Genomic DNA, 18921 nt, shown 5'->3' with positions numbered 1-18921 from the left:
GGACAGATCCTCGTCGTGTTCTTCGAGTTGGAGGCGCAGATCGACGACTTGTTGCTCCAGATGGGTGATCTTCTCGTTGAGCGTGTCGACATCGGCGGGTGTGCCGAGCCCGGACTCGCGCCAGACCCGTTCGCCGAGTGCCTCGGACAGGCGTTTCTCAAGTTGCTGGGCGCGGGCGTTGAGTCGGACCGCCCGTTCGTGGGCAGCGAACAGGTCGGCTTGCAGTGATGCCCTGGTGACGGCCGGCCCGGTGCCCTGGCTGATGGTGGGTGGGGCGGCTTCGAGTGCGTGGATCGGTGCCGTGGCCGGTGGTGGACTATCTGGCCGAGCAGTTGGGGATCGGTGTTCGATGCCTGCTCGAGAGCCGATCTGGGGTCGAGTTCGCCGTTCGGTTCACCAGCGAAGAGCGGAGAAGTTGATGGGGGCCGGCGGCAGTTTGCGGGTTCGGGCGGCCAGGTTCTGGAGCCGCTGTTTCATGTCCTCGTGGGCGAGTCGTCTGCGGTCGCCGTGGCCTGGCAGCAGCCATTCGAAGTGAAGGCGTGGTGCCGTCCGTTCCAGTGCGGCTGCCAGTTCGGTGATGGAGTACCAGGTGATGCTGTCGAACACTTCGATGTCCCTGGTGGTGCGTGACCAGTAGAGGCTGTCGCCGCTGAAGCAGTAGGTGTTGTCGGCGAGATAGAGGACGCTGCCTTTGGTGTGTCCGGGCAGTGGGTGTGCGACCACCTTGTCGGCGATCTCGATCGGCTCGGTGCCATGAATGATCTCGTCGGCGTCTGGAGCCGCGTCGAGGTCGCCTTCGTGGATCCAAAGCCGTGCACCGAACCGGTCGGCGTAACGACGGCCGTGCGCGGCATGGTCGCGGTGTGTGAGCAGGACCTCGGTCACCGGGCCGAGCGCCTCGTACTTCGCGGCCGAAACGGAGCTCCACCGTGGCGTGTCGATCATCAGATTTCCGGTCGGACGGCAGAGCAGATAGGAGTTGGCGCCCGCGGTCTTCGGTGAGTTGTGCCCGCACAAGTAGAGGTGCTCGTCCAGGGCCAGCGGGAACGGGTCGAGCGTCGGATTCAGCCCCTGCGAGTCGTGCCGGATCGAGCGGGTGTGGCAGGCGTACGCGGCGGCGCGCATGGCCCGTTCCTCCGCGTCGGTGCGCGGTTGCCGGATGACCGCCGACCGGCCGTCGACCTCACCGATCAGTCCGGGGGCAAGCTGACGGGCGACGTCGCAGTTCGTGCAGCGCTGATCGATGTGCCAGCCGGTATCGGGCGGATGGCTGCTCATGGCGTGGTTGCTCCTCGCGCGACACAAATGACGTTGACCCGGTGGATCAGGCATGGACCGAAGCCCCTTGCCCACGTTGCCTCTGGCTCGGTGGACGCCCGGTCAGACGGCGCGGCCGACAGGGCTGTGCTGGCCGCCGGTGTTGTAGATCACCTGGCCGGTGATGAAGGCGGCGTCTGCCGAGGCCAGAAAGGCGACGAGATCGGCTGTGTCCGCGGGCTCGCCGACCCTGCCGAGCGCGAAAGCGGCGCCCATCTGCGCGCGCCGTTCCGGCGAGGGGTCGGCCAGGGGACCGGTCGTGGTGGCGCCTGGCCCCACTGCGTTGACAGTGATCCCCCGGGCGGCGAACTCGATCGCGGCGACCTTGGTGACCTGGTCGAGGAACGCCTTCGCGCCCGAGTAGAGCGCGCTACCCGGCAATGCTGTGTTGGTGACCCCGGACGAGACGTTCACCACCCGGCCGCCGTCGCTGAGCAGATCCGCCGCCGCTTGCATCACCAGGAACGGGGCCCGTGCGTCAACGGCCACGAGATGATCGAAGCTCTCCACCGACGTTCGCGCCAGCGGCCCCCAAGAGACGGCCCCGGCGTTGTTCACGATGATGTCCAGCTTCCCGAACTCTCCCGCCACCGCTTCCACCACCTCGGCGGCGGCCTCGGCCTCGGCCAGATCCGCTTTGATCGTCAAGGCCCGGCGTCCCAGCGCCCGTACCTGCCCGGCCACCTTCTCCGCCTCGTCCTTGCCTGTGTTGTAGGTGAAGCCGACGTCGGCCCCGTCCGCTGCCAGCCGCCGCACGATCTCCGCGCCGATGCCGCGGCTGCCGCCGGTGACCAGCGCGACCTTGCCGTCCAAGCTCATGGTGAATCCCTTTCGTTTCGGGCGGGGATCAGTCCACCAGCGCGCAAGCCTGAGCAGAAGGACACGTTGGCTCTCGTTCCATACACTGGGGATATGGATGACGTGGAAGTGCGCGAGCTTCGCTACTTCATCGCGGTCGCCGAGGAACTGAACTTCACCCGTGCTGCAGCACGCCTCGGCATGGCCCAGCCGCCCCTGTCCACCGCTATCGGCAAGCTGGAGCGCAAACTCGGCGTGACCCTGCTGGAGCGCACCAGCCGCCACGTCCACCTCACCTCGGCCGGGCAGGAACTGCTGGAACAGGGCCGGATCGCCGTCGAGGCCGTCGGCGCCGCCCTCGAGCGCACCCGCCGCACGGGCACCCAGGCCGACCGGCTCACCGTCGCCATCAAGGCGGGCGCCGGCACCGAGCTGCTCAGCAAGATCACACGACGCTGCGCGGACGATCCATTCATGCCCCAAGTGCACGTCCAGTTCGTCCACGACGGCGGACCGGCCGCCGCCCTGCGCGCCGGAACCGCCGACGTCGCGCTCCTGCATACCCCGTTCGACGACCGCGGCCTGGACACCGAACTGCTGTTCGTCGAGCCGCGTGTTGCGGTCCTGCCCGCCGGGCACCGCCTGGCGCGGCGCCGCAGCCTGCGCCGCGCCGACCTGGCCGGGGAACCAATGCCACGCTGGGCGAAGCAGACCGACACGGCCACGGCCGCCTACTGGGCCAACGGTCCCGGGGAGACACCAGACGGGCCCGAGATCAGCGACATGAACCAGCTACTCGACGTGGTCGCACTCGGCCAAGCGGTGGCCTACATACCGCTCTCCATCGCCCGCCAACACGGCCGGGCGGAGCTGGTCTTCGTACCGGTCGCCGACCTGAGCCCGAGCAAGGTCGTGGCCGCCTGGCCCGACTCCACCCGCTCCCGCACCGTCGCCAGCTTCGTCCACACCGCCGTCGAGGTCGCCGCAGACCATCCCCGGCAGGCAGCCGCACTCGCCTGAGAACCCGCAGACACATCCCAGTGCGGCCGGATGCCATAGACCACCGGCGTCCTGGGCTCGCCCAGGACGAGCCCAGGCAAGATCATTCTCATCGATAACGGCCGTCCGCCGATCGACTTTCTCGACGAGCTGCACTACCTGGACGCCCACTTGCTCGGCCAGCTGTCGCCGGCCGACCGGGCCCGCCAGGCCAGGGCACGTCAGGCGCTGTACGACTACGCCGACGCGATGTGGGACGCGGTCAAGGCGACCCCTCCCGACAGCTCCCCGGCCACCCGCAACGCCTACAACAGCGTGGCCGCGCGAAATACGTGCACCTCGGTCGCAACCTCGGCAAGAAGCCCGTCGTTCTCGATGTCGCCTACATCATGCCCCACGGCACGCCCCTCTCCACCGACGCCCCCAACCCTGGATGCGACTTCCAGTAGGGCCGGCGCGGCTGGGCACCAGCCGCGTCCATTCCGGGCCCGCCGCGTGGACCCCGCGGTGGGCCCGGTGCCCGCTCCATCACCGACCGGTCCCTCAGGGCGCTGGACCGTACCGCCTGAAAGGTTTGAGCAAGTGACCGAGATTCACTACGACGATCAGGCCGACCTGTCGATCATCCAGGGGCGTCACGTGGCCGTGCTGGGGTACGGCAGCCAGGGCCACGCCCACGCGCTCTCCCTGCGTGACTCCGGCGTGGACGTGCGCGTCGGCCTGCCGGAGGGCTCCAAGAGCCGTGAGAAGGCCGAGAACGACGGGCTGCGGGTCGTCACGCCGGCCGAGGCCGTCGAGGAGGCCAACCTCACGATGATCCTTGCGCCGGACCTGTACCGCTTCAAAACTCATCGCATTGGGCTTGAGCTGGGATTTCCCCGGAGCGTCTATGCGGCTCGGCGGTACTCGTTGATCAGCCCACTGAGCACCTTCCGGCGTTCGATCCGGCCTGCCAGCGGTACGACGGTCTGCTCGTCATGATCGGGCGGTCGCTGTCGGCGGGACTGGTGCGGCCGATGCCCGTTGTAGTGATCGACATACTCGCTCAGCACCGACCGCAGGTGCTGTTCGTTGTAGATCAGCATGCGGCCGGTGCACTCGGCCCGAACAGTACGCACGCACCGCCCGGCGTAGCAGTTGGCTCGCGGCGTCCGCAGCGGGGTCTTCACCACCGTCACGCCCTCGCTGGCGATGACCTCGTCGAACGTCACAGCGAACTTGGCGTCTCGGTCGCGGATGAGGAAGCGGAATACGTACAGGCGCTTCAATAAGGCCGTGTCGACATGGAAGAAGTCGACGGCCGGCAGCCCTTTCGCCTGGGCGTGCAGGCTCCACGAGGTGTCGGTGCTTCGGGGAGCCGGGCCGGACCGACAGCTCCGCAGGACGGTCGCTTCGCTGACCTGGTAGCCGAGCCGGACCAGTTCACCGTGCACCCGGCGATATCCCCGGGCCGGGTTCTCCCGCGCCAGGTGTGCTATCAGGTCCCGGATCTCCTTGCTCATCCGGGGCCGACCGGGTCGGCTCGTGGTGGCGGCCACGAAGAGCACCGGCGCGCTGTTCTCCAGCTTCGGGCTCTGGTTCGGCGACGACTTCGGTCCTCGGCGCGATCATGTTGCTCGCCGACTACCGGCACCCGCACTTCGGCCGGTGGGTCTCCGATGCCGGGTCGTGGGGCGGCATGCCGGCGGGCGTCACCTCAACCTGCGCCGTCACGGCGGACGGACGGCGGCTGCGCTTCCTGCGCAACTGGACCTGGCAGGAGATCGCCGTAACGGCACCGACCGCGGTGCGCGACGTGCTCGCCGGCGTCGACCACGCGGCAGGTGCGGAAATACGTCTCGGTCCATGGGATGTACGTGGGCTGCTGGAGATGCCAAAGTCCTCGCTGGACCATGGCCCGTCGGGCCGGGGCCGCTGTCCGCAATGACGCCCCCGCCGTCCAGACCGCTGGAGCCGTTGCGGAAAGGCCGGCTCCAGGGTCCGGACGGCACGTGGCATTCAGACGCGGGTCCACTTCTGGTTGTTCTGGCCGTTGCACGCCCAGATCTGCACCTTGGTGCCGTTGGCGGTGGCGGCGCCGCTGACGTCCAGGCACTTGTTCGCCCCGACGGCGGTGATGCTGCCATCGGCGTTGAACCGCCATTTCTGGTTGTTCCGCCCGTTGCAGTCCCAGATGATCACGGCGGTGCCGTCCGCCGTCCCGCCCCCGTTCACATCCAGGCACTTATTGCCGTACACCTGAAGCTCATCCGCGGCGGTCGACGTCCACTGCTGGCCGGCCTGCCCGTTGCAGTCAAAGATCTGCACCTGTGTACCGTTCGTCGGCGAGGCGGCGTTGAGGCACCGGTTCGACCCGACACCCCGCAGCGCGCCCGTGCTGCCCGGAGGCGAGCCGTCGCCCTGCCCGACGCCCTTGCCGTTGACGGTGAACGAGTCCACGTCGAACGAGTTCGCGGACGGCGACTTGAACACGACGTAGACATTGCGGGTGCCACCGGGATCGGTGACCTGCACCGCGGGCAGGGACACGTAGGTGTTCCATCCCCCGGTCGCCGGCACGGGGCTGGAGGCGATGAGGGCTCCGGTCGGCGAGTCGGCGTGCAGTTCGATGGACGCCCCGGTGTTGGACGGTGCCGAGACGCGGAAGGACACCGTGTCGATCCCGGACAGGTTGATCGGGCTGAAGGAGGTCCAGTCGTTGTTGGAGATGTCGCCGATGCGCCTGCCGCCTTCGGCTCCGGGCTCGTCGACGATCCGGATTCCGGACGAACCGGTGAAGTGCTCGGCCTGCTTGTGCTTGGGCTGCAGGGTGACGCCGGCGCTGCCCTTCAGGCCGCCCTTGTCGGTGTAGTCGGCGGACAGGGCGTAGTAGACGTTGGCGGCCTCGTCATGGCCGGAGGCGGTGGTCGTGACCGTTCCGGAGCAACCGGTGTACTGGCCGGTGTCGTGGGCGTGCTGGTCATGGCCGAGCGCGGTGATCACGTTGACCTTGGTGCAGTCGATGGCGCCGTCCTCGGGGTCGGTGACGTTCACCGTGTAGGCCACCTGGTCGCCGAAGTCGATGAACCCGCCGTCGGGCGGAGCCGAGAAGACGACCTTGGGACGGGTGTTGCCGACGGCGATGGACAACGTGACGCTGCCCGTCTTCCCGTCGGAGTCCCGTACGGTGAGCTTGGCCGTGTACGTCCCGTTGGCGTTGTAGGTGTGGGACGGGTTGGCGCTGGTGGAGGTCCCGCCGTCGCCGAAGTCCCACGCGTAGGTGATCGCGTCGCCGTCGGGGTCGGACGAGCCGGCCGAGGAGAACGCCACCGTCAGCGGCGCCGCGCCCGAGTCGGGGTTGGCGCTCGCCTTGGCCAGGGGCGCGCGGTTTCCGGCTACGTAGTCGACCCGGTAGACGCTGTCATCGGTGTTCGCGTGGCCGAAGCCGTTGCCCCAGTCGGCCATGTACAGGGCGCCGTCCGGACCGAACTTCATGTCGATCGGCGCGTGCGGGGCGAGCTGTGCCGCGAAGGGGTTGATCTTCAGGAGGTTGCCCGAGGAGTCCAGCCGGAACTCCTTGACGAAGTTGCGGCTCCATTCGTAGACGAACGGCGTGCCGTCGAAGTACTCGGGGAACTTGCGGTCAGAGCCGCCGGCGGCGTCGTAGCGGTAGAAGGGGCCGCCCATCGGGGCGGCACCGCCGCAGCAGTCGATCTCGGGGAACTCGGCCGAGGTGTGGTAGTTGTACCAGACGGTCGCGGGCTTGGCCGCGGGCAGATTGGTCAGCCCGGTGTTGTTGGGCGAGTCGTTGACGGGCGCCGAGCAGTTGAACTTCGCGCCGGAGGTGTTGGTGGCGAAGTTGTAGTCGTTGAACGGGATGTTGTTGCCGACGCAGTACGGCCAGCCGTAGAAGCCCGGCTGCTTGATCAGGTTCCACTCGACGGTGCCCTCGGGACCGCGGCTGGGGTTCGCGGCGCCGGCGTCGGGGCCGTAGTCACCCAGGGAGATCCACCCCGTCACCTTGTCGACCGAGAAGCGGAACGCGTTGCGGAAGCCCATCGCGTAGATCTCCGGCCGCGTCTTGGCGGTGCCGGGCGCGAACAGGTTGCCGGACGGAACCGTGTAGGTGCCGTCGGCCTCGGGGTGGATGCGCAGGATCTTGCCGCGCAGGTCGTTGGTGTTGGCCGCGGACCGCTGGGCGTCGTAATGCTCCCGGCCCGGCCGCTCGTCGATCGGGGCGTAGCCGCTGGAGCCGTTGGGATTGGTGTCGTCACCCGGGCCGATGTACAGGTTCCCGCCCGGCCCGAACGCGAGGTAGCCGCCGGTGTGGCCGGGCTCGTCGACGTTGCGGTACGCCGGAACCTCGATGATCTTCTTCTCGCTCGCCAGGTCGAGGCTGGTGCCGTTGAAGGTGAACCTCGACACCCGGTTCACCTCGCCGCCGTTGGACGGCGAATAGTTGACGTAGATCCAGCCGTTGGTGGCGAAGTTCGGGTCCAGCGCCAGCCCGATGCCGCCGTCCTCGCCTCCGTCGTACACCGACAGGGTGGCGATGACGCGCGTGCCCCCGCCGTTGGCGGGGATCAGGTTCACCTTGCCCGAGCGCGAAATGTAGAAGACCCTGCCGTCGCCGGCCACGTCCAGTTCCATCGGCTGGTCCGGTGCGCCGTCGAGGGTCACCTTCTGGAACCGGGCCGCGACGGTGCCGCCGCAGTCGCCCGGCGCCGCGCCCGCCGCCCACTTCACCCCGCCCAGCAGGTGCTGTTTGAACGACGGCTCCGAATAGGAGGACGCCTGGTGGCCCATCGCGGTGGCCCACACCCGGCCGCCCTCCGGGTTGTGACACCAGGAGATCGGGTGGTCGGCGCCCATCTTGTTCGGCCCCGCGTCATAGGTGGTCTCGTCCGCGGTCACCAGCACGTGCACCGAGCCGCGCAGGTTCTTGTCGAAGTTGTACCACTCCTCTGTGCGCACCCAGCGATCCGGCAGTCCCTTGGTGGAGGGGTGAACCTTGTCGGCCACCTTGGCGGTGCCCTGCAGGATGGATGAATGCGCGGTCATGTGCGCGCCGGCCAGGGCGACCTGGTCCCACCAGGGGAACTGCGCCTCGATGTTCATGTCGGTGGCGTTGTGGATCGCGACGACGCCGTGGCCGCTGCGCACGTACGCCTGGAAGGCCTGACGCTGGGCGTCGTTGTCCCACACCATGCCGCTGGTCTGGAACATGATCACCGCGTCGTAGGTGTTCAGGGCCGCGGCCGTGAAGACGGCGGAGTCCTCGCTCTGGTCGAGCTGGAAGTTGTTGTCGGCCGCCATCTGCTGGAACATCGCGACACCGGCGGGGATCGAGTCGTGCCGATAGGCGCCGCTCGCGGTCTTGGTGAACAGCAGCACCTTGAACTGCGGCGCGGCCGCGTGCGCCACCAGCGGCACCGCGGACAGCCACAACCCTAATAAGGCTGCGGCGAGGGCGGAAAGCAGGCGTGATGTTCGCATGAAGGATCTCCTGGGGGGTTACGGAGTTGACGGGTGGGAAGGCGTGCGTCATCTCGGCCGATGCCGGTCGTCTTCAGCAGTGACCCACCCATCGATCCGGGCGGCGGGGCCTGACCATGCGAGGATGTCGAATCGATTCGGAACGAAAATAGGTCGGGCCAAACATGAGTGTCAAGCATGCTTATCAAGCGAGTCCAGGACCGCCTTTCCGCTTCTACTGAGCCAGGGTCTCACCGCCTTTACCGGAAATCCGCAGGTTCAGGCCGCGTTACCGATGCCGCGCCGCTCCGCCGGCATTCAAAAGGGCAAGGAAAAAGCCTTCGATAAGTATGAAACTTTCAAGCACCATTTTGATCAGAGGGTGCGCAGGTAGGCGAGGCCGTCCACGGCCAGCGCGTCCTGGCTTTCGGCGAGGGGTCGCCAGATGGAGGCCGCGGTGGCGATGGTCTGGTTGTGCGCGGTGAAGGACTCGATGACGAGCGGCCCTTGATAGCCGGCGTCGTTCAGGGCCCGGGTGAAGCCGGGCCAGTCGAAGCGGTCGGCTCCCGGCGTGCCGCGGTCGGTGCCGCACACCTGGACGTGCGCGATCCGATCCGCCGCGACCCGCACCGCCTGGGCGGGATCCTTCTCCTCGATGTTCATGTGGTAGGTGTCGAGTGCCAGGTGGCAGTCCTCAGGCAGCGCGTCCAGCGCCTGCTCGACGGTGTTGACGAGGCTGGTCTCGTACCGGTTGAGCGGCTCGACCGCGAGCTTCACCCCACGGCCGGCCGCGTAGTCCAAAACGGGCCGCAGATGCTCACGCAACTCCGCGTAGACCGCCCTGCGCTCGTCCGGCGCCAGCCGCCACGTACGGCCGACCGAGGCGTACGCCGGCCCCCCGATCGCGGGGGAGCCGACGGTCGTCGCCACGTCGACGCAGTGCCGCAGATAGTCCTGGGTGTCGCGGATGGTCTCCGGAGAGGCGGCCACGAGTTCCCGCCCCGGCGGCATGACCAGTACCACGGACGCGGCCAGCCCGTGCTCGGCCAGTACCGTCGCGGCCTTGTCCGGGTTCCAGTCGCCGGGCTGCTCGATCGGCAGTTCGATGACGTCGAAGCCCCACCTTGCGATGCGGGGCGCGAGCCGGGCCAGTTCGTCGTCGGTCAGCGGGGAGACCCAGACCCAGGTGTTCACTCCGATGGAGAACATGCGCCCCTCTTCGTGGTCGGTTCGCGGAAGGAGCCGATCAGCTCTTCTTCCCGCCCCAGTTCTCGGGGAACCCGGGCAGGGTTTCGCAGCCGCACAACGCGTAGTGCAGCGGTGGCATGTTCGGCTTCAGGTACGCCGACAGGTTCTCCGAGGTGACCTTCGGCTGCGGCAGGTTCCACATTTTGGGCACCTCCTCGCCCTTGAGGATCTTCAGCGCGGCGATGATCGGGGTGCGCCACTGGTAGGTCGGATATGTGGGCGCGATGGCGGTGAGGTGGGCGTCCTTCCACTTCTGCAGGAAGTCCTGCTGGTCCTCGCCGTTGATGGGTGGTACCGGCAGGCCCGCGTCCTCGAATGCCTCGATCGCGGCCACCGCCGTGGCGCCTGCGTCCATCCAGACGCCGTCGATCTTGCCGTGCCGCTGGATGTAGTCGCTGACGATGCTCTTGGTCTTGGCGGCGTCGCCGTCGGTGAACTCGACCCCCACGACCTGGACCTCGCTCTTGTCGAAGACCACCTTGGCCGCCGACCAGCGGGTCTCCAGTACGTCCACGCCGGGCAGGATACGGAGCGCGAGCACCTTACCGCCGGCCGGAACCTTCTCGACCAGGAACTCGGCGGCGTCGGCGCCGAAGGCGTAGCCGCCGATCGGCTTGATGAACGTCACCGGGCAGTCCGTTTCCACGCCCCGATCGAACACGATGACGGGCACCTTCCCGCAGGCGGCCGTCACGGCCGGGGTGAGCGTGGCCGTGGTGTTCGGCGAGACGATCAGCGCGTCACAGCCCTTGGCCTGCAACTCGGCGATGTCGGAGATCTGCTTGTCGTCCTTGCCCTCGGCATCCAAGGCGGTGAACTTGGTGATCTCCTTGTGCAGGCCGGCCTCGGCCTGCATCGTCTTCCACCCGACCTGGCGCCATGGGTTGTTGACCGCGGCGTTGGAGAAGCACAGGTGGTACGGTCCGTTCTTCTTGTACTTCGCCGTATCGACCATCTGCGGAGCGATGGCCTGCTCCCAAGGCTTGTCCGTGGGACCCTGCGGCGTCTGGGAGCGCATGGCCAGCTGGGCGTCGAAGTCCGCCCGCACGAAGAACTTCGACTGCGCACCCGTGCCCGAACGGTGAGCGCTCGTGGCGGGAGCCGCGGACTGGGTAGTGGACGTCAGCTTGTCGGTGGTGCAGCCGGCGAGGGCGAGCGCGGCGAGCACGGCGACTGCGGCCTTATGACGCGGCATGTGCGTCTCCTTTGCGGGGGGTGAACGGCCGGGGAAGCCGGATTGCTCCCGCCGCGACCGCGGCGATGATGATGACGCCCTGCACGGTGAACTCCAGCGCCCCCGAGATTCCGTACAGGTTGAGCAGGGTGAACAGCGCCTCCAGCGTGAAGGCCCCGGCCATGGCGGCCAGCACGGAGCCGCGGCCGCCGCCGAGCACCACGCCGCCGAGCACGACCGCGGTGATGGCGGAGAACTCCAGTCCCTGGCCGACCTGGGCCGAGACACCGGCGAAGCCGCCGAGCAGGATCGCCGCGACGGCCGCGGCCAGGCCGGAGAGCATGAAGGCGAAGATCTTGGCTCGGTGGACCCGGACCCCGGACAGGGCCGCGGCGCGTTCGTTGTCGCCGGTGGCGATGAGCGTCTTGCCGAAATCCGCGCGCATGAGCAAGATCGCCGCCGCGCCCCCGGCGAGGAGGATCAGCACCGACCACGGCACCGGTCCGAGGCCGCCGCGGCCGAGGGCCCGGAAGCCCTCCGACAACGCGCCGCGCGGTGCGCCGCCGGTCCACAGGAAAACCGCTCCGGACAGGATGAGCAGCATGCCGAGCGTCACGATGAACGACGGCACCCGCAGCTTGGTGGTGATCACGCCATTGATCAGTCCGACGAAGAGCCCGACGGCGGTCAGCAGCGCGAGGACCGGCCAGGTGGCGGACTCGTCGCCGTCGATGAGCCGCGCGGCGATCACCACCTCCGCCGTCACCAGCGAGCCGACTGAGAGGTCGAACTCGCCGGAGACGATGACGAAGTACTGCCCCGCGGCCAGGATCACCAGCGGCGCGGCCCGTTTGAGGAACGCCAGGAACCCGGCGGGCTCCAGGAAGAAGGGGTTGGCGACCGCTATCGCGGCCAGCAGCACCAGGAGGACCGCGACGATGGGAAGTGCCCGTTTCATGCCGACCGCTCCTTGGTGCGCCGGGCGTAGACGGCCACCGCGATCACGATGACCACGCCGCGGACCACGTCCTTGACGAAGGAGTTGACCTCGAGCTGATTGAAGATGGTGTCCAGGACAGCCAGCAGCAGGACGCCGCCCACGGTTCCGGCGACGCCACCCTTGCCGCCGGCCAGCGCGGTCCCGCCGAGCACGACCGCGGCGATGGACTCCAGGTCGTAGCCGCCGTCGGTGCCGACCGTGGGCGCCCCCGCCCCGAGCCTGCCGGCCAGGAGCAGGCCCGCGATGCCGGCGCAGACCGAGCAGAGCACGTGGGTGAGCAGGATGACGCGACCCGTACGGATCCCGGACAGCCGGGCGACCTCCTCGTTCCCGCCGACCGCGTAGATGCGGTAGCCCGGCCGGGTCCTGCTCAGCAGGAACCAGGCGGCGACGGCGACGCCTGCCCAGAGCAGGGCGGAGACGGGGATCGGCCCTATTCGGGAGTAGCCGAGGATCTGGAACGACTCGGGCACCTTGCCGGCGGGGCCGTCGTACAGGTGGTCGACGATGCCCCTGATGATCAGGGCGACGCCGAGCGTGGCGATGAAGGCGTGAACCTGGAGCCTGGTGATGACCAGCCCGTTGACCAGCCCCACCAATGCACTGACGGCAAGCACCGCGGCGACCGCCGGCAGGATGTTCCCGTCCTGGCCCGCCATGATCTCCGCCGCGATCAGCGAGGTCAGGCTGATCAGGTACGCCACGGACAGATCGAGCGACCCGGCCAGGATCGCCAGCGTCTGCCCGATCGCCACGATGCCGAGGGCCGCCGAGCGCTGCTGGATCCCGACGATGCTTTCCATGGTCAGGAACTGACCGCCGTCGAGCGCGACCAGGACCCAGCCGACCGCGACCAGGCCGAGCAGCGCGAGGAACACCACCTGTGTGGGCTCACGTAACCAGGCCGCCAGGCCGCTGTGCGCCTCGCCGGGGTGGGCGGGACGGCGGACGCGTGAGAGCGTGTTCATTCAGCCACCTCTCCTGCGGCCAGACGCATGATGGCTTCCTCAGAGGGGCCGGCCGGCAGTGTGCCTGCGATCCGGCCGTCGCGCAGGACGACGACGCGATCGCTCATGCCGATGAGTTCGGGCAGCTCGGAAGAGATCATCATGATGGCCATGCCGCCATTCGCCAGCTCACGCATCAGGTCGTGGATCGCGGCCTTGGCCCCGACGTCGACGCCCCGGGTCGGCTCGTCGAACAGCAGCACGCGCGGCGCCATCGTCATCCATTTGGCGAGCACGACCTTCTGCTGGTTGCCTCCGGACAGGTAGCGGACCTCCTGTTCCTGTCGTGGAGGCGACAGGCGTACCCGTTCGAGCAGGCCGTGGACGCCGTTGCGGCCCTTGGCGCCCACCGCCCGGGCGACGAGCAGGGCGTTGTCGCGAACCGACTGGCGCAGGGCGAGTCCTTCGGCCTTGCGGTCCTCGGTCACGAGCCCGATGCCCATGGCGACGCCTTCCCGGACTGAGCGGGGGCGCGACGGGGTCATCTCGCCCGTGGTGAACGGCTCCGCGCCGAAGATCGCCTTGGCGAGCTCCGATCTGCCGGATCCCTGCAGGCCGGCGATGCCGACGATCTCCCCGGCACGCAGCTCCAGATCGATGTCGCGGAGCTTGTGGTTGCCCGCTCCGCGCAGGCTGAGCCGTACCTCACCGGGGCCCGGCGAGCGGGGCGGGAAGTAGGCGCCGAGGTCGCGGCCCACCATCAGGCGGATCAGCTCGTCGGGGGTCACCTCGCCGATCGGGAGCGTGGTGACGAGCGAGCCGTCCTTGAGCACGGTGACGCGGTCCGCCAGGTCGAACACCTCGCGTAATCGGTGGGAGATGTACACGACGGCAACGCCGCGCTCCCTCAGCCGCCCGATCAGCCGGTAGAGCAGCTCGACCTCGTGCTCGGCGAGCGCCGCGCTGGGCTCGTCCATGACGACGAGCCGGGCGTTCATCGACAACGCCTTGACGATCTCGACGACCTGCTGCTGGGCCACCGACAGGCGCTTGACCGCGTTGCGGGGGCCGAAGGAGTCCTCGCCCAGTTCGGCGAGGAGCCGCGCAGTCGCCTGCTCCATGGTGGCCCGGTCGACCAGGCCGCGCCTGAGCGGCTCGCGCCCGAGGAAGACGTTCTCGGCGACCGTACGCTCGGGCAGCAGGTTGAACTCCTGGTACATGATCGCGATGCCGGAGCGCTGCGCCTCGAGCGGATGGCCGAAGGAGACGGGGTGACCGTCGATCTCGATCGTGCCCTCGTCCGGCGGGTGAACACCGCAAATGATCTTCATCAGGGTGGATTTGCCGGCGCCGTTCTCGCCGACGACGGCGTGCACCTCGCCGGCCGTTACGTCCAGGTCCACTCCGGACAGCACCCGCACGCCCAGGAAGCTCTTGCCGATGCCACGCATGCTCAGCACCCCGCCCACCTCCCCCACCGTGGCCGATCCCGCGGACGGAGTCTTGAGGGTAAGCCTGGGCCAGCGGCAAGTTTCGGCCTTATAGCCCTCATGCTGCCGGATGCTAAGCGGGCTTATGTCGACGGTCAAGCAAAAGCTCGCACCCTTGACGGCATAATCGGTGGTCTACAGCAGGCCTTGAGCAGCACCTCGACATCCTGGCGAGCGAGCTCGGCGACCGCGCGGCCATCACCGGTGCGGCGGTGATGGCCGTAATCGGCGGATAATATGACAGCGATAAGCCTTCTTATGCTTGACCATCGACAAAAATGGCTCTTACCATCACGGAGACTTACATACCGGATGCCTTCCGCATGCGGGGATAGTCCCGACACGATGGAGCTTTCATGGACAAGCTCGGTGTGTGGCTTATCGGGGCACGGGGATCCGTGGCGACCACTGCCATCGTGGGAGCCGCGGCCATCAGGGCAGGAGCTGCCACCCCGCAAGGATGTGTGAGCGAGTCCCCCGGCTTTCCCGGGCACCTGGTTCCGCTGACCGACCTGGCCTTCGGCGGCCATGACATCACCGAGACCTCCTTACGCAAGCGCGCCGAACAGCTGGGCAGAGCAGGAGTCATATCACCGGACCTGCCGGGGCTGCTCGCCTGCGACCTGGACGCCGCAGACGCCGAGATCCGGCCGGGCCACGTCCCCGGCGACGGCGGCCGGGCCGCGACCCGGCTGATCGACGACATCGCCGGCTTCCGGGCCCGGCACGGGCTGGCCCGGGTGGTCGTCGTCAACGTGTCGTCGACCGAGCCCCCGGTGGATTCGCGTCCGGAGTTCGAGAGGCTGGCCGATCTCGAGGAGCGGCTCGCCGCGGGGGACGACGTCCTGCCGCCGAGTTCGCTGTACGCCTATGCGGCGTTCCACGCCGGGTGCGGCTATGTGGAGTTCACCCCTTCCACCGGGCCGGCCCTTCCCGCCCTGGCGGAACTCGCCGCCCGGCGGGGCGTGCCGTACGCGGGACGCGACGGCAAGACCGGCGAGACCCTGGTCAAGAGCGCCCTGGCGCCCATGTTCGCCGACCGGGCACTGCGGGTCCGCTCCTGGTCCGGGCTCAACCTCCTCGGCGGCGGCGACGGGGCGACACTCGCCGATCCGGCCGCCAGGTCCAGCAAACAGCTCTCCAAGGACCAGGTCGTCGCGAAGGTCCTGGGAGGACCCGTCGAGGGTGAGACGCACATCGACTACGTCCCGGATCTCGGAGAGTGGAAGACCGCCTGGGACCACGTAACATTCGAGGGCTTTCTCGGCGTGCGGATGACGTTGCAGTTCACCTGGCAGGGCTGCGATTCGGCGCTGGCCGCTCCGCTCGTCCTGGACCTGGCCCGGCTGGTCGCCCGTGCGCACGAGAAAGGGCGGCACGGCGTCCTGCCCGAGCTCGGCTACTTCTTCAAGAGCCCGCTGGGGACGGACGAGCACGCGCTGGCCGCCCAGTACGCCCGGCTGCGCGCCTTCGCCGAGGAGCTGTCATGAGGGCGCTGCTCGAGCTGGTCCGCGCACCGGCCGCACTGTCGGTGCCGGGGGACACCATGGCGGGGGCCGCCGCCGCTGGACGGCGTCCGGCACGCGGCCTGGCCCTGGCGTCGGTGCTCATGTACTGGTCGGGAATGGCGCTCAACGACTGGGCAGACCGTGAAGCGGACGCCGTCGAGCGTCCTGAGCGCCCGATCCCGTCAGGCCGGGTCCGCCCGGGCGCCGCGCTCGGGCTCGCGGCCGCCCTGACCGGCGCGGGCCTGGCCACCGCCGCCCTCGCCGGCGGCCGTCGCGCTCTCACCGTCGCCGGCCTGCTGGCCGGCGCGGTGTGGGCCTACGACCTGGGCCTCAAACGGACGGCGGCGGGACCGGCCTCCATGGCGGCCTGCCGCGTGCTCGACGTGCTTCTGGGCGCGGGCGAGCAGGTCAGGGCCGCCGTGCCGACGGCGCTGGCGATAGGTGCGCACACTTACGGGATCAGCGTCCTGGGCCGGGCCGAGGTAACGGGGGCGGCACGCGGGACCGCCGAGCGCGCGCTCGTGGCCAGCACCGCGGCGGCCGGTCTCGCAGCCGCCTCCTGTGTAGGCAACCGAGCCGCCGCCCGGGCCGGAGCGGGCGTCCTCATCGCCGGCTATCTCGCCTTCACCCTCCCGGTCCAGGCCGGGTTGCGGGCCCGTCCCGACCCCGAGAACGTCCGGCAGGCCGTCCGCCTGAGCATCCTCGGCCTGATCCCGCTCCAGGCGGCGGCGGTCGCCGGTGGCGGGCGGTTCGCGACGGCGGGCGCGCTGCTGTGTTCGCTGCCGCTGGGAAGGTGGCTCTCATCCCGGCTGGCGACATCGTGAAGTGGGCCTACTGCACCAACGGCTTCGCCGGCCACCGGCTCCCCGAGGCGCTGGCGGTCCTGGCCGATCTGGGGTACACCGGTGCGGCGATCACGCTCGACCACGGTCATCTCGACCCCCACTCCCCCGGCCTGGCCGCGGCGGTGTCGCGAATCGCCGGGCTCCTCGAACGCCTGGGCCTCGATGCCGTCGTCGAGACGGGCGGGCGTTACACCCTCGATCCCCTGCGCAAACACCATCCGACCCTCATCAGCGACAACGCCGAGCGCAGAGTGGAGTTCCTGACCACGGCGATGCGGGTCGCCGCCGATCTGGGCGCTCCCGTGGTGCACCTGTGGAGTGGGGTCCGCCCCGACGGCATGCCGGAGGCGGAGGCGTACACGCGGCTGGCCCGCCAGTGCGCACGGCTGCTCGACGAGGCCGACCAGGTGAGCGTCACGCTGGGATTCGAACCGGAACCCGGGATGCTCGTCGCCGACCTGGACGGCTTCGAGCGGCTGCGCGCGATGCTCGGCGGCCATGACCGGTTCGGTCTCACCCTCGACATCGGGCACTGCCACTGCGTGGAGCGGGAGGACCTGGGCACCTGTATCCGCCGGGCGCTGCCGTACACCGTGCACGTGCAGATCGAGGACATGCGCCGCGAGGTCCACGAGCACCTGGAATTCGGCGAGGGTGAGATCGACTTCGTGCCGGTGCTCGCCGCTCTGCACGGCTACTCGGGTCTGGTGGCCGTGGAGCTGGCCCGGCACAGCCATGCGGCCCCGCAGGTCGCCCGCCGCTCGATCGACTTCTTGAGGAGGGCACATGAAGGAGCCGGCGCAGGAGTGGCTGGCACAGGCCGTCCGGCAGGTCGAGGCTGACCCGTACGCGATCCACCGGCTCTTCGCGCAGGCCGAACGGCGGGGCGGCCCCGGCGCCCGACGCGCGCTGCTCGGCGCGCTGCACGGCGACCACGCGGTGATCCACGGCCTGTACGAGGCCGGCGACAGCGGCGAGAGGCTGGCGATCCTGACCGTCCTGCATGAGCTCGATTCAGAAGGGACGGCGGTCGGGCTGGTGGAGGACGCGCTGCGCACCAATGACACGCGGCTGGTCGCCGCGGCTCTCGGCCCGTACGGCTCGGCGTGGCTGGACGACCACTCCTTCCGTCAAGGAGTGCTCAAGTGCGTCTTCATGTCGATCCCCCTGGCGGCGGTGGCCGGGCTGGACCGCCGCTTCGACGCCGAACTGGCCCGGATGCTGTCGGACTACGCGGCGGAGCTGCGGGCGGCCGGCCGGCCCGTCCCGAGCGACATCCTGGAGAGGAGCTGAATGCGCATCTTCGACCCCCACATCCACATGACCTCCCGGACCACCGACGACTACCAGCGCATGTACGCCGCGGGGGTCCGGGCCGTGGTCGAACCCGCCTTCTGGCTGGGGCAGCCCCGTACCAACGTGGGCAGCTTCCTCGACTACTTCGACGCGCTGCTCGGCTGGGAGCCGTACCGCGCCGCGCAGTACGGCATCCACCACCACTGCGCGCTCGCGCTCAACCCGAAGGAGGCGAACGATGCGCGGTGCGTGGGGGTGCTGGCCGAGTTGCCGCGATACCTGCTGAAAGACTCCGTCGTCGCGGTCGGCGAGGTCGGCTACGACTCGATGACGGCGGAGGAGGAACGGGCCTTCGAGGCCCAGCTCGCCCTGGCGCAGGAGAATGACCTTCCGGTGCTCGTGCACACTCCGCATCGGGACAAGGCCGCGGGCACCCGCCGGACCCTCCACGTGGTACGGGACGCCGGGATACCCCCCGAACGGGTGCTCATCGACCACCTCAACGAGATGACCGTCGGCATGGTCGCGGACTCGGGCTGCTGGATGGGGTTCTCGATCTACCCCGACACCAAGATGGACCCGGACCGGATGGTGGCCCTGCTCAAGGAGTACGGCACGGACAGGATTCTGGTGAACTCGGCCGCCGACTGGGGACGGAGCGACCCGCTCAAGACACGTGAGGTGGCCGACGTCATGCTCGCGGCCGGTTTCGGCGAGGACGACGTGGACCGGGTGCTGTGGCGCAATCCGGTCGCCTTCTACGGGCAGAGCGGCCGCCTCGACCTCGAGACCGGCTCGGAAGCCGGCCCCGACCACGCCGGCAACACGATCAAGCGGGGGTGACC

The 18921-nt window shown here is 69.1% G+C and carries 17 protein-coding genes and 1 pseudogene; 9 read left to right on the top strand and 9 right to left on the bottom strand.

Annotation, left to right across the window (positions count from 1 at the left end; genetic code table 11):
* The first annotated feature begins 15 nt into the window (after window positions 1-15).
* On the top strand, window positions 16-228 hold the full coding sequence (locus AB0C30_RS54755; protein ID WP_357959975.1) for a hypothetical protein: 213 nt from the start codon (window positions 16-18) through the stop codon (window positions 226-228).
* Window positions 229-393: 165 nt separating this feature from the next.
* Here the strand turns inward: AB0C30_RS54755 and AB0C30_RS54750 are convergent, their stop codons facing one another.
* Complete coding sequence (locus tag AB0C30_RS54750) at window positions 394-1278, bottom strand: MBL fold metallo-hydrolase (protein ID WP_357959972.1); 885 nt, start codon at window positions 1276-1278, stop codon at window positions 394-396.
* Window positions 1279-1380: 102 nt separating this feature from the next.
* Window positions 1381-2136, bottom strand: coding sequence for an SDR family oxidoreductase (locus tag AB0C30_RS54745; RefSeq protein WP_357959969.1), 756 nt, complete (start codon window positions 2134-2136; stop codon window positions 1381-1383).
* A 93-nt stretch (window positions 2137-2229) separates the two neighbouring features.
* Between AB0C30_RS54745 and AB0C30_RS54740 the strand changes: the two genes are divergently transcribed.
* Together AB0C30_RS54740 and AB0C30_RS54735 are read left to right on the top strand one after the other, a co-directional pair.
* The gene (locus AB0C30_RS54740; RefSeq protein WP_357959967.1) at window positions 2230-3135 is read left to right on the top strand and encodes a LysR family transcriptional regulator; all 906 of its coding nucleotides are present in this window, start codon (window positions 2230-2232) and stop codon (window positions 3133-3135) included.
* A 570-nt stretch (window positions 3136-3705) separates the two neighbouring features.
* Window positions 3706-3945 (top strand): annotated as a pseudogene (locus tag AB0C30_RS54735) (NAD(P)-binding domain-containing protein); the annotation flags it as partial.
* A 56-nt stretch (window positions 3946-4001) separates the two neighbouring features.
* Here AB0C30_RS54735 and AB0C30_RS54730 read toward each other — a convergent pair.
* Window positions 4002-4616: an integrase core domain-containing protein gene (locus AB0C30_RS54730; protein ID WP_357959964.1), complete on the bottom strand. Its 615-nt coding sequence runs from the start codon at window positions 4614-4616 to the stop codon at window positions 4002-4004.
* A gap of 107 nt (window positions 4617-4723) precedes the next feature.
* Here AB0C30_RS54730 and AB0C30_RS54725 point away from each other — a divergent pair, with 107 nt between their 5' ends.
* Window positions 4724-5041 carry a hypothetical protein gene (locus AB0C30_RS54725; protein WP_357959961.1) on the top strand — a complete coding sequence of 106 codons (318 nt, stop codon included), beginning with the start codon at window positions 4724-4726 and terminating at the stop codon, window positions 5039-5041.
* 71 nt (window positions 5042-5112) lie between these two features.
* On the opposite strand, the gene AB0C30_RS54720 is transcribed toward AB0C30_RS54725, so the two are convergent.
* The 6 genes from AB0C30_RS54720 to AB0C30_RS54695 all read right to left on the bottom strand — a co-directional run bounded on the left by AB0C30_RS54720 (window position 5113) and on the right by AB0C30_RS54695 (window position 14388).
* A complete protein-coding gene (locus AB0C30_RS54720) occupies window positions 5113-8589 on the bottom strand; it encodes a ThuA domain-containing protein (RefSeq protein ID WP_357959958.1) in 3477 nt (1158 codons plus the stop codon).
* Between the two features lie 354 nt (window positions 8590-8943).
* Window positions 8944-9777, bottom strand: coding sequence for a sugar phosphate isomerase/epimerase family protein (locus AB0C30_RS54715; protein ID WP_357959955.1), 834 nt, complete (start codon window positions 9775-9777; stop codon window positions 8944-8946).
* A gap of 37 nt (window positions 9778-9814) precedes the next feature.
* On the bottom strand, window positions 9815-11011 hold the full coding sequence (locus AB0C30_RS54710; protein WP_357959952.1) for an ABC transporter substrate-binding protein: 1197 nt from the start codon (window positions 11009-11011) through the stop codon (window positions 9815-9817).
* On the bottom strand, window positions 10998-11948 hold the full coding sequence (locus AB0C30_RS54705; RefSeq protein ID WP_357959949.1) for an ABC transporter permease: 951 nt from the start codon (window positions 11946-11948) through the stop codon (window positions 10998-11000). Before AB0C30_RS54705 ends, AB0C30_RS54710 begins: the two co-directional genes overlap by 14 nt.
* A complete protein-coding gene (locus AB0C30_RS54700; protein ID WP_357959946.1) occupies window positions 11945-12958 on the bottom strand; it encodes an ABC transporter permease in 1014 nt (337 codons plus the stop codon). Before AB0C30_RS54700 ends, AB0C30_RS54705 begins: the two co-directional genes overlap by 4 nt.
* On the bottom strand, window positions 12955-14388 hold the full coding sequence (locus AB0C30_RS54695; RefSeq protein WP_357960136.1) for a sugar ABC transporter ATP-binding protein: 1434 nt from the start codon (window positions 14386-14388) through the stop codon (window positions 12955-12957). The genes AB0C30_RS54700 and AB0C30_RS54695 overlap by 4 nt, the downstream gene beginning before the upstream one ends.
* A 395-nt stretch (window positions 14389-14783) precedes the next feature.
* On the opposite strand from AB0C30_RS54695, the gene AB0C30_RS54690 reads away from it, so the two are divergent.
* From AB0C30_RS54690 to AB0C30_RS54670, 5 genes are read left to right on the top strand one after another with little or no spacing between them, the layout of a single operon-like run.
* Complete coding sequence (locus AB0C30_RS54690) at window positions 14784-15917, top strand: inositol-3-phosphate synthase (RefSeq protein ID WP_357959942.1); 1134 nt, start codon at window positions 14784-14786, stop codon at window positions 15915-15917.
* Window positions 15914-16759: an SCO3242 family prenyltransferase gene (locus AB0C30_RS54685; RefSeq protein ID WP_357959939.1), complete on the top strand. Its 846-nt coding sequence runs from the start codon at window positions 15914-15916 to the stop codon at window positions 16757-16759. The genes AB0C30_RS54690 and AB0C30_RS54685 overlap by 4 nt, the downstream gene beginning before the upstream one ends.
* Entirely contained in the window at window positions 16756-17622 is an 867-nt protein-coding gene (locus AB0C30_RS54680; protein ID WP_357959936.1) for a sugar phosphate isomerase/epimerase family protein, read from the top strand. The genes AB0C30_RS54685 and AB0C30_RS54680 overlap by 4 nt, the downstream gene beginning before the upstream one ends.
* Window positions 17567-18073: an EboA domain-containing protein gene (locus tag AB0C30_RS54675; RefSeq protein ID WP_357959933.1), complete on the top strand. Its 507-nt coding sequence runs from the start codon at window positions 17567-17569 to the stop codon at window positions 18071-18073. Before AB0C30_RS54680 ends, AB0C30_RS54675 begins: the two co-directional genes overlap by 56 nt.
* Window positions 18074-18919 carry a TatD family hydrolase gene (locus AB0C30_RS54670; protein ID WP_357959930.1) on the top strand — a complete coding sequence of 282 codons (846 nt, stop codon included), beginning with the start codon at window positions 18074-18076 and terminating at the stop codon, window positions 18917-18919.
* Window positions 18920-18921 lie beyond the last annotated feature (2 nt).

The sequence above is a fragment of the Nonomuraea sp. NPDC048901 genome, assembly GCF_040649695.1.
Lineage (GTDB): Bacteria > Actinomycetota > Actinomycetes > Streptosporangiales > Streptosporangiaceae > Nonomuraea.
This window is presented reverse-complemented; position numbering and strand designations above follow the sequence as displayed.

Bases quoted from the DNA above. Each gene is read 5' to 3' on its own strand.
- AB0C30_RS54700 (WP_357959946.1), bottom strand. From the start codon at position 12,958: ATGAACACGCTCTCACGCGTCCGCCGTCCCGCCCACCCCGGCGAGGCG.
- AB0C30_RS54720 (WP_357959958.1), bottom strand. From the start codon at position 8,589: ATGCGAACATCACGCCTGCTTTCCGCCCTCGCCGCAGCCTTATTAGGG.
- AB0C30_RS54715 (WP_357959955.1), bottom strand. From the start codon at position 9,777: ATGTTCTCCATCGGAGTGAACACCTGGGTCTGGGTCTCCCCGCTGACC.
- AB0C30_RS54745 (WP_357959969.1), bottom strand. From the start codon at position 2,136: ATGAGCTTGGACGGCAAGGTCGCGCTGGTCACCGGCGGCAGCCGCGGC.
- AB0C30_RS54675 (WP_357959933.1), top strand. From the start codon at position 17,567: ATGAAGGAGCCGGCGCAGGAGTGGCTGGCACAGGCCGTCCGGCAGGTC.
- AB0C30_RS54670 (WP_357959930.1), top strand. From the start codon at position 18,074: ATGCGCATCTTCGACCCCCACATCCACATGACCTCCCGGACCACCGAC.
- AB0C30_RS54690 (WP_357959942.1), top strand. From the start codon at position 14,784: ATGGACAAGCTCGGTGTGTGGCTTATCGGGGCACGGGGATCCGTGGCG.
- AB0C30_RS54740 (WP_357959967.1), top strand. From the start codon at position 2,230: ATGGATGACGTGGAAGTGCGCGAGCTTCGCTACTTCATCGCGGTCGCC.
- AB0C30_RS54685 (WP_357959939.1), top strand. From the start codon at position 15,914: ATGAGGGCGCTGCTCGAGCTGGTCCGCGCACCGGCCGCACTGTCGGTG.
- AB0C30_RS54695 (WP_357960136.1), bottom strand. From the start codon at position 14,388: ATGCGTGGCATCGGCAAGAGCTTCCTGGGCGTGCGGGTGCTGTCCGGA.
- AB0C30_RS54750 (WP_357959972.1), bottom strand. From the start codon at position 1,278: ATGAGCAGCCATCCGCCCGATACCGGCTGGCACATCGATCAGCGCTGC.
- AB0C30_RS54730 (WP_357959964.1), bottom strand. From the start codon at position 4,616: ATGAGCAAGGAGATCCGGGACCTGATAGCACACCTGGCGCGGGAGAAC.
- AB0C30_RS54710 (WP_357959952.1), bottom strand. From the start codon at position 11,011: ATGCCGCGTCATAAGGCCGCAGTCGCCGTGCTCGCCGCGCTCGCCCTC.
- AB0C30_RS54705 (WP_357959949.1), bottom strand. From the start codon at position 11,948: ATGAAACGGGCACTTCCCATCGTCGCGGTCCTCCTGGTGCTGCTGGCC.
- AB0C30_RS54725 (WP_357959961.1), top strand. From the start codon at position 4,724: ATGTTGCTCGCCGACTACCGGCACCCGCACTTCGGCCGGTGGGTCTCC.